12 protein-coding genes are annotated in these 15,502 nt (G+C 27.8%); all 12 read right to left on the reverse strand.

Going from position 1 to position 15,502, the window contains the following annotated elements; all coding sequences use genetic code 11:
• Positions 1–228: 228 nt before the first annotated feature.
• The 12 genes from csn2 to HZY82_RS01325 all read right to left on the reverse strand — a co-directional run bounded on the left by csn2 (position 229) and on the right by HZY82_RS01325 (position 15,495).
• The gene (csn2, locus tag HZY82_RS01270; protein ID WP_209304981.1) at positions 229–894 is read right to left on the reverse strand and encodes a type II-A CRISPR-associated protein Csn2; all 666 of its coding nucleotides are present in this window, start codon (positions 892–894) and stop codon (positions 229–231) included.
• Entirely contained in the window at positions 881–1,210 is a 330-nt protein-coding gene (gene cas2 / locus HZY82_RS01275) for a CRISPR-associated endonuclease Cas2 (RefSeq protein WP_305040833.1), read from the reverse strand. Before cas2 ends, csn2 begins: the two co-directional genes overlap by 14 nt.
• Before the next feature lie 11 nt (positions 1,211–1,221).
• Positions 1,222–2,073: a type II CRISPR-associated endonuclease Cas1 gene (gene cas1, locus HZY82_RS01280; RefSeq protein ID WP_228098204.1), complete on the reverse strand. Its 852-nt coding sequence runs from the start codon at positions 2,071–2,073 to the stop codon at positions 1,222–1,224.
• 19 nt (positions 2,074–2,092) lie between these two features.
• Positions 2,093–6,142: a type II CRISPR RNA-guided endonuclease Cas9 gene (cas9, locus tag HZY82_RS01285; RefSeq protein WP_218925225.1), complete on the reverse strand. Its 4,050-nt coding sequence runs from the start codon at positions 6,140–6,142 to the stop codon at positions 2,093–2,095.
• 447 nt (positions 6,143–6,589) lie between these two features.
• Positions 6,590–7,636, reverse strand: a complete 1,047-nt coding sequence (locus HZY82_RS01290; RefSeq protein ID WP_135156486.1) for an NAD-dependent epimerase/dehydratase family protein — start codon at positions 7,634–7,636, stop codon at positions 6,590–6,592.
• A gap of 9 nt (positions 7,637–7,645) precedes the next feature.
• A complete protein-coding gene (locus HZY82_RS01295) occupies positions 7,646–8,368 on the reverse strand; it encodes an IspD/TarI family cytidylyltransferase (protein WP_135156485.1) in 723 nt (240 codons plus the stop codon).
• Positions 8,369–8,389: 21 nt separating this feature from the next.
• Entirely contained in the window at positions 8,390–9,214 is an 825-nt protein-coding gene (locus HZY82_RS01300) for a LicD family protein (RefSeq protein WP_135156484.1), read from the reverse strand.
• Between the two features lie 22 nt (positions 9,215–9,236).
• Positions 9,237–10,196 carry a glycosyltransferase family 2 protein gene (locus tag HZY82_RS01305; protein ID WP_167753227.1) on the reverse strand — a complete coding sequence of 320 codons (960 nt, stop codon included), beginning with the start codon at positions 10,194–10,196 and terminating at the stop codon, positions 9,237–9,239.
• 151 nt (positions 10,197–10,347) lie between these two features.
• Positions 10,348–11,406: a sugar transferase gene (locus HZY82_RS01310; RefSeq protein ID WP_179938451.1), complete on the reverse strand. Its 1,059-nt coding sequence runs from the start codon at positions 11,404–11,406 to the stop codon at positions 10,348–10,350.
• 380 nt (positions 11,407–11,786) lie between these two features.
• Complete coding sequence (gene glf / locus HZY82_RS01315) at positions 11,787–12,881, reverse strand: UDP-galactopyranose mutase (protein ID WP_209304980.1); 1,095 nt, start codon at positions 12,879–12,881, stop codon at positions 11,787–11,789.
• Between the two features lie 14 nt (positions 12,882–12,895).
• The gene (locus HZY82_RS01320; RefSeq protein WP_135156480.1) at positions 12,896–14,338 is read right to left on the reverse strand and encodes a flippase; all 1,443 of its coding nucleotides are present in this window, start codon (positions 14,336–14,338) and stop codon (positions 12,896–12,898) included.
• Positions 14,329–15,495, reverse strand: coding sequence for a hypothetical protein (locus HZY82_RS01325; protein WP_135156479.1), 1,167 nt, complete (start codon positions 15,493–15,495; stop codon positions 14,329–14,331). The genes HZY82_RS01320 and HZY82_RS01325 overlap by 10 nt, the downstream gene beginning before the upstream one ends.
• Positions 15,496–15,502: the final 7 nt, after the last annotated feature.

The raw sequence follows: 15,502 nt of genomic DNA on the forward strand, positions 1-15,502 counted from the left end.
CTCTAAAACCCATTAGGTGCCGAATGCCAAATTCAGCGAGTTTTGGAACCATTCAAAATAACATAACTCTAAAACCTCGTAGCTTAAAATTCTACAAAATTTCGTAATCACGTTACTCGCTTAACAGGATACAATTTTGAATAGTTCACTTTAATATTCATTAACTTAATTATAGCAAATTTTATATTTATCAGCAATAATCAAACCTTGATATAACAAGTATTGTACTCATTCTGATAAAGTTAGAAAATAATCTTCATCTAACACATATTGTTTAAAGTCATACAATTTTCTTGCTTCTAACACAAGTAGATTAATATTGGATAATCTTGCATATTCTAAAATTGATTCAATCTCTTTCTTGCTAAAATATACACCAATATTTTGAAAAATTAAAAGTTGCTTTCTAGATATAAATTTATAAACTTTCATTATTTCAAAAAGTCTATCCAAAGGAGAATCTGTACACACTTCTACTTTTACACCTAATACTTTAATCAATTCTAAAATAGTAATTTCATCATACTCCAGATCTAAATCTTGTTCTAGAAATTCATAAGATAGTATATTCGTTATCTCCGAGGCTAATTTTTCAACTCTTGTTTTAACATCTAACTTCTCGTTTAAATTATACTCTATACTTGCATAGATAGATTTTAATATCTGAGCAGAATTAATATCAAATGAATAAATATCACTTATCCATAAAAAATTACTAGACTTTAATTTTTTATAAGATTCATCAAATATTTTCAAATATTCTTGCTCATCAAACATATACAAGCATTGACTTAACTTTGAAAAAAGCTCTCTGGATTCAACTACTAGTATATTAGTGTCCTCAAAACTAATTTTTTTATCAAGTACTGGAAAATTAATACTAATCTTTTTCACTATAATCCTCTCCTAAAAACAACAATCTTGAATCAGTATTTGCCAAACATGTATTTCTATCACCAGATAAATATATCATCCTAGCAAATTGTTTTTCTGTAACTATTAATATACTAATATCCCCTTTTTTAGGATTATTCTCTTTCAATCTTTCCAACATAAGGTTAGATGCAGAAGAATTTAAAAGCAATTTACTATAAATAGAAAATTGATGCATTATAAATCCTTCATTTATTAAAAATTTTCTAAATTGACGATATGCTTTTTTTTCTAAAGCAGTTTCTGTAGGCATATCAAACATAAGTATCATTCTCATAAACCTGTAACTCATATCCTAAATTCTGGTAACTCTCTTATCTTTTCACTATTTAAATTTTTTACTACTTTTTTTACATATTCCGAAACCATATTAGATAAGTACATATCTTTATTATTAAATCTAAAAGTTCTCACAAATATTTTTAATAATCTTGGCTTCATATCAATAAAGCTCAAATGCCTATTCTCATATACTATTTCATCCACTATAGGTCTAAATGCTTCCATTAAGTCCGATGCTAAATTAAATTGATTAAATTGATTGGAATGCTTTAAGCCTAATTGAGTTAAACAACCTGTTACTACTATCTCTCTAGAGAAAAGAGATAGTAGTAATGAGTATCCATAATCTAAAGCAATATTTATATCACAATTATCTTGCCTTGAAAAATCATTCCCAAATAAAGTATTAAAATAAATTCTAGCTGCATGTCCCTCCCTGTTTGTAGGATCAAAGACTTCTAATTCATCATATAATCTATCTAAGGACTTAGCTTTTTCTTCAAAATCATTAATTCTTAAAAATTCGGCCTGATTAGATATTTTATTAGCTATAATCTTAGTCCAAACAATAGATTTTCTTTCATTAGTCCAACTCAATTGTTTAGAAATCTGTAAACTAGAGTCGTGTCTTGCATAAAATGGAGATATATTAGCAATAGGTAATCTTTTATCGTCACAAAAAATTACTAATACCTTTTCATCCATAAGCCTTTTAATAAGCATAGTGGTAATAGAAATATCTGTCGTCTCAAGGACAAGAGTATCTATTTCTGATAGATGTATCATCTCCGTCTTATCAACAGATTTAAATATTAAATGATTATTCTGATATGCTAATTTAGAATGTGTATTAACCAACAAAGTTCTCCATCCCACTTTACTTATCCTCACCTAATTTAGACATATCAATCCTTGTTTCATATAAACCTGTTATTGATTGGTTTATTAAGGTAGCCCCCAGACATTCTTTTATATCTTTTGTAGTTGTATATCTTCTTCTACCTATACTCTCTCCAAAAAATTTAAAAGCAGACGGCGCTCCCATAGATGTCAACTTCAATAAATTAGCAAAAGATTCAGCATATAAAGATATATCTCCATCTTTATTTTTTTCAAAAGTAGTTTTTATTTTCTCCATATTAGTATCTGCTAGGATATTTTTATTTTCAAATTTTATAACTTCTTCTAGTAAATCCTCGTACATATTTCGAGATTTTTCTACCTTTTCAAGTACTGCTTTATCACTTATCCTAGAGTAATTCTCAGAAAGATATAATAATTCAACTAAATCTTTATTCAATCTAAATTGATTTCCTTTCTGAAGTTCCTTACTACTAGCTAACATTCTTCTTCTACCATTATCTAACTCAAAAAGACTATACTTAGGAAGAATTATATATTCTTTGATTTCCGAATATCCTCTATCTTTCAAATACTCGATAGGATTTTTTTCAAATTTAGTCCTATCCATAACACTAATACCCAATAATTCTTTCACGAGATTTTTAGATTTATCTTTTTTGTACCCAACTAGAGCTAGTGTATAGGCTATTACAGGAGTATTAACACCCCCATATTTGCTTGGCGATAAATAAAAATCACGTGTTTTTCTTGCTATTAACTTATCTGAATCTCCAGCAGAAAGTATAGTTTCTTTTGAGAAAGAACCCTTTTGTTTTTCTACTTTCTTAACAATATTAATTTGACTATTGTACAATACTTTTTCTACATACTTATTGAAACTTATATTATATTTTTTCCCTTCCGATATTGCTTCTTTCTTAGGATCTATTTCAAAGAATTTTAAAATATTATCCAAGAATTTTCTCTCGTAATCTGCTTTATTACGTCCATAACTTCTATAAGCATTGTAATCACCATAAAGGAGCCTAGATTTTAATTTTGGATAGGCAGTTAAAAGACTAGATGCCACTAAAACAGCCAAATATGCATCATGAGCATGATGAAAATCATTCAGACTTCTTACCTTATAAAACCCAAAAGATCTCCTAAATCTAGATATCATTTCCGACTTCAAGGTAATTATATTTACCAATCTATCATTGGATTTATCCTTATAATGAGCAGAATTAAACTTATTATCCAATATACTTGCTACATATTTAGTAATTTGTCTCGTTTCTACTAGCTGCCTATTAATAAATCCTTCCTTATCTTCTTTACTTATTCCTCCTCTTTCAGTTTTAGTTAAGTTTAAGAATTTTCTTTCGCTAATAAGCCCTGCTTTTTGTAGCCTTTCCCAAGTAGATTTCATTCTGGTCACTACTTCCTTACTAGGAACATCATCAGTTTTACCTCTATTTTCTTTTGAAGAAGTTAATACTTTATTATCAATAGAATTATCTTTAATATATGATTGAGGTATAATATGGTCTATATCATAACTATTAAAATCATTATAGTCAATAGGATCCCCTGTATACATATCTTTGGCATTTTGTAAGTAATATAAATATAATTTTTCTTTTTGCAATTCAGCGTTAGTAACTGGATATTCTTTAAGTATATCACTTCCCAACTCATCAATACCTTTTTTTAATTTTTCTAATCTTTGAGGGGCTCTATTACTGCTATTTTGAACTTCTCTAGCCATTTCTATAACAATATCCTTAGGCGCTTGTCCTCCCATAACTTGAATAATTTCTTCTACTATTTTTAGAGCATTCAAGATACCCTTTTTAATAGCTGGTGACCCTGGTAGTTTAGCAACTATTTCTGAGAAGTTTTTCTGATATTCTAGCTTTTGATTTTTAGTAATCTCATTCTTAAAATCCAAGTCATCACTATTAATTAACTGCATCAAATTGCGATTATCAGGTTGATTATCTATTAAGAAGTCTAAAATATTCTTACCACTTTCCCTGTCATATAAACCTACTAATAATTTTTTTGACAATCTTCCCCATCCTGTATATTTCTTCTTAGATAAAGTGTTAATATCCTTATCAGAAATAAGTGATTTATACTTATCTAATTGTGATTTAATAATTGAAGAATCTTCAAAAACAGTTAAAGTTTTTATAATATCCTCTATCACTTCTTCATATTCGGCATTATCAATAATATTGGCCAATGATTCAATCTTTCTTAAATCATGATATGTTGCAAAAGAAGAATTAAATTTACCATTATCTAAACCTATAATTTTAATATCATCAAGATTATATTCACTTAACAAGAAATTCTCTATATCTTTTTCCTTAACTTTCACTTTTTGTTTAAAGATATTATTAAATATTTCTGATTTTTGCTTACTTGTTAAATTGTTGACTCTTCCATCTCTTTCATATTTGACCTTAGTTAATTCATTAAAAACCATATATTTTTCATAAATTAAACTTTTTTTAGGTAAAACTTTTTCTTCTGGTAGATATTGACAAAAACTTGTCATTCTAGTAATAAATTTTTCTGCTGAAGCTGTAGTATCTACTACTTTTTCAAAGTTCCAAGGTCTAATCTTTTCATCAGATTTTCTCTCTATCCAAGCAAAATTTCCTTTATTATCCTTTTGTGCCAATGGTCCTACATAATAAGGTATTCTAAAGGTATGTAACTTCTTAATTTTATCAAACTCTGTTTCTAAAAATGGATAATGCTTAGATTGGTTTTTTAGTATAGTTTCTAATTCCTTATGATGTAATTGATGAGGAATTACTCCATTATCATAAGTTCTTTGTTTTCTTAAAAAATCTCCTTGCTCTATTTTTGTTAAAAAATAGTCTGCAGATTCCGATTTTTGAAGAAACTTTTTTGTATATGCCTGAAATTCTAACTCACTTATTTTTCCGTTAATATAAGCAGCATATCCATTTTTACTTTCATCTTTGAAATACTCTACATAAATTTCTTCAAAATTCTTCCTAAAGAATTTTTTTAATAATCTTAGATCATTTTTGTGAGTATTGTATCTATCAATCATGGCAGATGAAACTTTCGCCTTAGATTTTTTATTCGCACCTGAAATAATATTTGACAAAATTCCCCCATCATGAACAGATTTAGCTAAAGCAAATAAGTCTGAATATTCATCACCTATTTTCCCTAACAATTCTTCTAACTTCATATCATATTCATCTGATGCAATCTTAAATTTAAAATCTTCTTCTAAAGAAAAATCTGTCTTGAAATTTACTTCTAGTCCTGTAATAAGTTTCAAGAAGGAGATTAATAACTTATCATTCTTTTTATTTAATGATAGAGTAGCTACAATTTTTTCTTGCTTTCTAGTTGAAGATAATTTTTCCTTAAGTATAGCCTCAACATCCACAACTTGAGCTAGTTCTATTGATTTAAAATCATCTCTTTCACTAAAGACACTATTATATTCATTAATGAAGTTTACAAAAGTTTCATTTACAGATGAAGAATCTAAGTCAATATCTCCTTCTAGTAAGAAATGCCCTCTATATTTAATAATGTGGACAAGAGCAAGATAGACCAATCTTAAATCTTTCTTTTCTTTTGAATTAACCAAATCATCTCTTAAATGATAAATTGTCGGATATTTTTTATAATACTCAACTTCTTCTTTCTTAGTTTGAAAAATAGGATACTTATCATACTTTTTGTCTTTTGGAACATAAAAACTTTCATTTAAACGAACAAAGAAATTTTCATCAACTTTTGACATTTCCTTAAGGAAAAGTTCTTGTAACCAGATAATTCTCTTTCTTCTTCTCTCTAATCTTCTCTTAGCAGTTCTATTTATCCTCCTATCTTCTGCTGTATTAGCAGAATCAAATAATAAAGTACCTATTAAATTTTTCTTAATACTTTTTTTATCAGTATTTCCTCTAACAGTAAATCTCTTACTTATTAGTTTATTATCTTGATCAAGAACAGCCCAACCAACCGAACTTGTACCAATATCTAATCCTATTGAATATGATTTTTCTTTTACCATCATATAACTCTCTCCTTTGTTATGTTACTATAATTAATTATATTATAGCACATACTAGGCTATTTTTTGTAAGCATTTTTATAAATTTCATTTGACTTTTAATTTTTTTATGCTATAATATAGTTATTGGAAATATTCCAAATAACATAACGTGTTAAAATAAGGCTAGACCGTAATCAAATATTTTTATATGAGTCCCGTTTCGGGCTTTTTTTATTTTTATACATCTATAAAAAATTCACCAAGATAATTAATAATTTACTTCATTCCTGAATTTATGAAATGTAAATTATTAATAAAAAACACCTCAAATATTGAGATGTTTTATTTGGAAAATATTTAATATGGCTTTACAACCAACAAGAGGATTAACAAAATTGAATTGTTGGTCAATAACTATACACTGTACAAGCATAAATGTACATATGATAAGAGAGTATAAAATAATTTCTATTTTAACAATTCTATAGTTCTTTGTATACCTTCTACTATAGTGTATCTAGGTTTCCAACCTATAGAGGAAAGTTTATGTCCATTTAATCTAGCCTTAGTTGCTTTACTAAATCCCTTGCTTTCTATTTCATCAGGTAATTCAAAAATAACTTCTTTTCCTACTTGTTTTGCTATTAAGTTTGCTAAATCTTTTAAGGTGATGTCCGATGATTTATCTGCAATATTATATGCTTCTCCAGATTCTCCCTTTGTAAGAATTGTTAATAATCCTGATATAGCATCCGCTACATAGGTGTAAGAGTAATATTGATTACCCTCGCTTTTAAGTACTATATCTTGATTATTTATGGCTTTAAAGATAAATTGACTTATTGCCTTACTGTCTGTTGACAAAATAGTTGGTCCGTAAGAACGTGTAAATCTAGGTATTACTATATCTAAGCCTTTTTGTTCTTTATAAGCTTGACACAGTGCTTCTCCAGCTCTTTTTGATTCTGGATATCCTGCTCTTAAGGTATTAGAATTTATATAACCGCAGTAATCTTCATCGAAAAGTTCTACATCACCTCTATTTTCTCCGTAGATTTCATTCGTAGATGCAAAAGCAAATCTTTTAACCTTAAAATCTACACATAAATCTAACATATTCTTTAGACCAATAATATTAGTAGTTATTGTTCCTATTGGATCACTGGCATATTGTAATGGATGCGTATTAGAGGCTAGGTGAACTACATATCCTAAATTTTCAGCCTTAAAATTAAGTGGCTCATTAATATCATAAGGTATAAACTCAAAATATTTTTTATCAAAATAAGAAAATCTTTCTCTAGCTTTATCTGCATTTCTTCCTAATGCATATATTTTGCAATTAAGTCCTGTTTTCTCATTTCTTTCAGCTATAACATCTACTAAAAATGAACCTAAAAGACCTGTTGCTCCAGATATTAAAATAGATGAGTCTTGAAACTTAGACCAATCCAGGTCTAAGTTTGCTACATAGTTAACATCATCTAAATATAATTTATGTTTAAAAATCCCCATAATCTTCTCCTATTTAAGCCACTTATCTTTATCTAATTTTAGATATGCCTTAAACATTTCTAAATCATCTTTTGTAGTTAGCTTAATATTTTTATCAGATCCCTTGGCAAAATATAACTTCTCTCCTAAATCTACCATCATAGTATTAGTATATGATGAACCATAAATCCCTATCTTTTTATCAAATGCTTCCTGATACTTAGTATATAATAAATTATAATTATATGCTTGTGGCGTTGCTACACGTCTTAAGGTTTCTCTTACAACATATTTTTGAGTAGTATTTTCATCATCTTCATCTATTACAAAAATTTGTTCATTATAAGGTAATGAGGTTACTCCATTTCCATATTTTTTAGCTTTAGCAATTACATCTTCTAATACACTGTCGTCCACTAAAGGTCTTATTCCGTCATGAATAATTACAATATCATCTTCAGAAACTGTATCTTTTAAATTATATACCCCGTTTCTAATTGATTCCTGCCCTGTTTCTCCACCAGAAATAACCCATTTAAGTTTATCAATATTGAACTGCTTTGCATAAGCCCATAATACATCATGCCAACCATCAATACACACAACTTCTATTGCATCTATTAAGGGATTTCTTTGGAATGATTCTAATGTATAAATTATTACTGGTTTATCATATACATTTATAAATTGTTTTGGTATATCTTGGCCCATTCTAGACCCCGAACCACCCGCTATTATTATTGCTATATTCATAAAATTCTCCTAAATTGTATTTTATTCTCCTAAATCAATTATATCATATTGATGTGGTACTCTCTTTTCTACTGGTGGAAGCTCCATATAGTTAGGACCATATATAGCACTTAAATACAAATCATATTTCTCAGGTACCCTTATCTTAACAGTCTCAAAATCTAGATAAGACCCCTTTCCAAAATGTGATGTAGGTACTATTTCCTTTAACTTATAAGCACCCGATAAGTTACCCGAGTACTTTTCTGTCATATTATATTTTGACAATGTCTTTATATAATATTTTTGACACTTTTCATAAGGTAGTATCTTTTCTATCTTGGTTACTTCAGCAAATTTAATCAAAGCTCTTTCAATAAAAGGTCTATCATCTTTGTTCTGATTAACAATTTTATCAAACTGTGACAATTGAACCAACATTCTAGAAAACAAGTACGTCTTCTCATGAATAAACCTAGAAAACTTACCTTCCGGCATCCCATCTATTGGAAATATATCTATCCATATGCTTTGTAGATGAGCTACGTTACTATAAGTCATTTTAATCTTTGTACTTGTATCTTGAATATTTATGAAAGCTTTTGTAAATGATGGTGTATTTTTTTCAGATATACATTTATAAGGATTCTTAAATTCTGTTTCGGGTAAATTCATCAAAATTTCATAATCTTCTCTAGGCATTCCTAAATCAATATCATCATCCCAAGGAATAAACCCCTTATGTCTTACAGCTCCTAATAAAGTCCCACCAAGAGCATAATATCTTAAATTATGTTTTTCGCAAATTCTTATAAACTCCAAAAGTATTCCTACTTCTTTTTTTTGTATTGTTTTTATACTATCCATTACACATACCTTCTAAATTAAATTACTTAAGCTTCAATAATAATTTATATAAATTTTCATTTATCATAAGCATTGTCATAGCCAATTTTCTAGGATTTTTAACATACTTGTTTTTTAAAATATCAATATACCTTCCCTTTAAAAATTTTATAACCTTTTCCTTATTTTCTAAATCATCAAAGTTGTCAGTCTTTAACATTCTATCTAAAATATAAAAATTACTCCAATATAATCTATATTCTGCTCCTTCTAAAAATTTGGGATTATTTTTTAAAAGATTATAATTAATCTTATGCGCCTCAAGAACAGCTAAATCCGACTTAGTATACGGAGAATTGACAATACTTCCTTGTCTTTTTACATATCTATATAATGGTTGTCTTATTTCTACTGCCTTTTTACAATCCAGAAAATAAGGAATCGTAAAAAAAGCATCCTCATATGTTTTTCCAACAGGAAACTTATGCTTTAAGGCAATTTCTTTCTTATATAATTTTGTCCATAGGTGCATTGTAATATTATTAGAATACAATACATTTTTTATAATTTCTTCTCCACTGTAAACAAACTTTTCTTTTTTTTCACTATATTTAGGTTTATCCGTGATATTTTCTACATTTTGATAATCACAATAAGCCAGATCTGCTTTACTATCTTCAATTTCTCTATATAAAATTTCATACATATTTGGCTCTATAAAATCATCTGAATCTACAAAACCTATATATTCTGCATTTGATCCTTCCATTCCTACATTTCTGGCATCACTCACTCCACCATTTTCTTTATGAATAACTTTTATTCTAGCATCCTCATTAGCAAGCCTATCACATAATTCAGAAGAACCATCTGTTGAACCGTCGTCAACAAGAATTATTTCTATATTTTTTAAAGTTTGATTTCTAACTGATTTTACAGAGTCCTCTAAATAATCTTTTACATTGTACACAGGAATTATTACTGAAATTAGAGCTTTATTCATTATATTACTCCTCATATTTTAAAAATATTTTTTCTTACTATTCATAAAATTGCACATTATATCTTTTAATTATACCATTATATCGATTATATTTCTATAAATTATATAGTTTCATTTAAACTTAATATAAAAAAGTTCTAAGAGATAACCCTTAGAACTGTGTCTTCTTTAATAGTTTTTCTATGGAATTATATATAGCCTGAGTTAAGTAATGTCCCGCTCGAATTTTCTTAGACACTTCTTCAACACTATTAACATAATTTTTATATTCTTTTTCTGTCATATTACCTAAAATGTCCTCTAACTCTTTTAAAGAATGAACACTGATACCGAGATTATGTTCTTTTACAAAAGCTGCTTCTGCTGATTCAGCCCAAACAATTACTGGCATTTTAGATGCAAGATATAAAGACAATTTGTGTGGGTTATTGTAACGTAAATAGTTACCTGTAACTCCCGAACAAGTTTCCAATGAATCTCCATCCCAAACCAATCCAAATCCTGAAACTAATTGATTTGGTACATCATCAGGTGGAAAAGAACCTTTATAATTTATATTACTAATTTGATTCTTTTGCTTATAATTAACACCTAATAAGTCAAATTGAATATTTTTCAAATCTGCTAATTTATAAACATAAGGGCTCTTCTCAACATCCAAGTTTCCTGCTATAGTAACTCTTTTCGAAAAAATTGTTTCGCTTTTATCAAATTTATGTATTAGGTAATCAAAAATTTCTAATGAGACAATTTTTTCCTTATCTATTCCTTGTCCGATTAACCATGACTTCATGACAGGATTATGTGCAATAATAATATCTGCAAAATCTACCATATCCTTATATTCACGCGCATAGAAATCTAATTTAAAACGTAAAGTTTCTATATCATGAATAATAAATACAATTTTTACATTTTTTTCCTTTTTTAACTTATCAAGTATTTGTCTTTTTCCAAATTGCATAGTGTTATTGGGGTGTTGAATAAGTAACAAAGAATCATTTTCAATTTTTTTATACACACCTTTCCACTGTTTATAAAACCCAATCTGTCTCTTTATCTTTGAAAAAATATCTAATTCTTCCTGTCCTCTAGAGATAAAAATCGAATCAAAGTTAATCTTCTCTAGAATATTAACTACATCTGATACCGCTTTAGTTCCGGCGTGCATTCTATTATCAATCGTATCAACAATTTGGTACAATTTCATATTTGTTCTCCTTAACTCTTTATTTTAGTTTAATTCTGTATAACACAATTATTTACATAGATGTTATTACTAATAATTATTCTTTACAAAAATGAACATAAATCCTATTAATGAAAAAATCCCTTATACATATATAGATATATCTAAAAGTTCCTTATATATATCTGCCAAGAAAATAAATTTAAAGGTTTAAAAATAGCCCAAATAGGGTAAAAATATAGATATATGGATTGTATACAGTAACTATACTAAAATCCATACCCATCTACTATCAGACTGGAATTCATTCAATTTATATAGCTTAGAAGAACATATACTACTAGTTCTATCATTTAGACTTTCGAATAATCTATCCATTAATATCTAATATTTTCATAACATTATTTTAATTCTTTTTTACAAAAATCTAATGATGAACGAATTACTTTATCCATATCGTAGTACTTGTACTCTCCTAAGCGTCCACCAAATTCGATATTTTCCTCTTTATCTGCTAACGCTTTATATTGTTGATATAACTCATTATTCTTAGCGTCATTTATTGGATAGTATGGTTCATCTCCTAATTTCCATTCTCTTGAATATTCTTTACTAATTACAGTTTTTTCTTGCTCACCAAATTCAAAATGCTTGTGCTCAATGATCCTTGTATAAGGAACTTCTCTTTCCGTATAATTTACTACTGCATTCCCTTGGAAATTATCAGTATCTAAGATTTCGTTTTCGAAATGAATAGACCTATATGCTAATTCTCCTAATTCATAATTAAAGTAAGCATCAATTGGTCCAGTATAAATTACTTTCTTAGCAAGTTTTCTTAATTCTTCTCTATTTTCTAAGAAATCTACACCTGTTCTCACTTCAATTCCTTCTAATAATTTTTCAACTAACTCTGTATATCCATTCACTGGAATACCTTGATATCTATCACGGAAATAATTATTGTCAAATGTGAAACGTACTGGTAATCTCTTAATAATAAAGGCCGGTATTTGCGTGCAATCTCTTTCCCACTGCTTTTCAGTATATCCTTTGATTAATTTTTCATAAATATCACGACCTACTAGGGAAATAGCCTGCTCCTCTAAGTTCTGTGGCTCTCCCGTAATCTCTTGTTTTTGCTTCTCAATGATATCTTTAGCTTCTTTCGGTGTTTTAATATTCCACATTTTTGAGAATGTATTCATATTGAAAGGTAAGTTATATAGTTCATCTTTATATCTTGCAACAGGTGCATTTATATAATTATTAAATTCTACAAAACTATTTACATAATCCCAAATTTCTTTGTCAGACGTGTGGAATATGTGTGCACCATACTTATGAACATTAATCCCTTCTACCCTCTCTGTATAAATATTACCAGCAATATGGTCTCTCTTCTCTACTACTAAAACCTTCTTTCCTTTTTTTGTTGCCTCATGTGCGAAGACCGCTCCGTAAGGACCAGCTCCTACTACTAAATAATCATACATAATGAATACCTCCTTTAAAATCTTCTAAAAATTTGTTTTTCAATATCTAATACGAACTTATTTTTCATCATTCGTAAAATTACATAATAAGTCACAAAGAATGTCACAGCTGATACAATTAGAATAGAAAAATCACTATCTATAAAGCTAACACTCATTATTGACGTTATAGATGCCAATATTAGAGAAAAAATAATTGATATATAATTATTTCCACTAACTATATCTTTTATCATGTCACGTATAAAATACATCTGTACTAAAAGCACAACAGATTCTGCTATCAAGTTAGCAAAAGCTGTCCCTAAATATGAATATTGAGGAATTAACCAAATATTCAATATTAAGTTAATAATTGCTCCCGCTATAACAGAGTAAACTACCAACTTTTCCTTTCCTAATGGTACTAATATTTGAATACCAAATAAGTTTGTAATACCAATCAAAATTACTGTAGGTAGTATTATTTGCATGGGGAGTATTGATTCCTTAAAACTTTCTCCCGCTAAGAAATATACAGCTTCTTTTGCATAAATTATAAAATATAATGTTATGGAAAATCCAATAATCGTTAGAAATTGGAAGGATTTATTAGACAATTCCATAAATTTATCTTTATCACCATTTTGAATATAAAATGATAATCTTGGGAGTAATACTACTCCTAATGAAGTAACAATACTCAATAAAATATATTTTATTTTGATTGATGTAGTGTAATAACCAACTGCAATATCATTGTGCATAAAACCTAGCATCACCGTGTCCAAATTTGTATATATAGTTGTCGCACAAGACAAGGTAAAGAATATTAAAATTGGCCTCATATGCTGCTTTAAATTGTAATCTTTTCTTATTGAATAGAAAGATACATGTTTTCTAATATTAATAAAATTTAATATGCTCGATGCTGACGCAGCAAAAATAGTTATGGCACCATAAATTACATAATCTTCTATATCGTGAACGAATAGAAACATAAATATAACTGCAAGAAGTTTGAATATAATTGAACGAATAGTTATATAAGCATACTCCTCTAGCCCCTTGTATAGCCATTCCATTCCAATTAAGTTAAATAGCAAAGTCAAACTTGTTATTACAAACAAAGTACCATCTTGACTTATTCTATCTACTTTTAAATAAACAACAGCTAATATAGTATACACTAAAATTGTCATGATTAAATTAATCAAAAATATTTCTTGAACCGTTTTTGCTAATTTTTCTTTATTATTTCTTACTTTTGCAGAGGCTCTAATTCCATATGTTGGTATACCTAATTGTGCGAAAAGTGCAAAATAAGCGATAACAGAAGCAATAAAAGTTACCTTACCTACACCTTCTGCTTGTAAAACTCTAGAAATATAAGGGAATGTCACTAAAGGAAATAAGAAATTAGAAACCGTTAATATCATATTCATAATAAAATTAAGTTTTAGTGATTTTAAGCCCATAATTTATCAACCTTATCCCTGTTAAAAATAATTACTGCCAATGCAAAAATAAATGGATTCATTCCCAAATTTAGTAAATGATGATCAATCACACCTGAAATTGCTATCAAACTTAAAATCATAATTAAAGGTAAATTATTTACTTCTACTCCCTTTTTATATACTAAAACTAATAGAACTAATAATATAACAGTTACTGCTATTCCATAGATAAATAACCACTGTAAATATGAAGCATCTATAAAATTGTATCCTATGCTAGAATCCCATTCATGCTGTGTCCATCCGTTTCCTTGCAATATTATTTTTTGCCCAAAAAGTTTTATATCATAATTATTAAAAGCTAAATTCCCCAATCTTAGACGTCCTGATAAGAATTCATCTAATAATACCATTGTCTTATCAGTATAAGAATATGTATAACTTAATATTGTTGAAATTGCAAAGCCAATTACAAAAATGAAGGACATAATTTTATTTTTAAAAATAGACTTAACTATCCAAGAAAACCTTGTTCCAGCCAAATAAAAAATTGTTATAGCTAATGTCATCAATATAACACTTACCCTTGCTCCTGTATATATATATACTAAATATGTAATCACACTACTTACTAATACTTCCAATATATTTATATTCTTTCTCAAATAGTAGTAGGCCATTTGAAGATAGAATATAGAAGCAGCAAAATCAGTTGCATATATAGCTCCAAAGGCATATCTAGCACCTCTATTTTTGTCAATAAACTCAAAATTTTCTATTACTCCCGATAAACTTAGGCTTATTAATAATACAACAATTGGTAGCTTAATTATTAAAAATGTTTTTACAATGTATCTTAACTCTATATTGAAAGCTAGAAATATTAAAAACATAAGATATCGCAAAGAAGATGATTGAGAAAAATAAATACTTAGAAGCAATGAAGAAAATACTAAAATTAGCCCTATAAGATTTTTTAAACTTATATTTCTTATATAATTAATTTTAAATAATGATAAAATTATTAATATTATCGTAGCTGGTGCAGTATAGTTATTTTTTATTAGTTCAAAAAAAGGGATTGCTTGGATTGTCGATGAATCTATAAAAATTTTAATAAGAATTACTACATATCCTATCGTGAACAGTAATTTATTTATATCTATTCTTATCATTTTGTAC

This window comes from Gemella sp. GL1 (assembly GCF_013415365.1).
In the GTDB taxonomy this organism is placed as follows: Bacteria; Bacillota; Bacilli; order Staphylococcales; family Gemellaceae; genus Gemelliphila.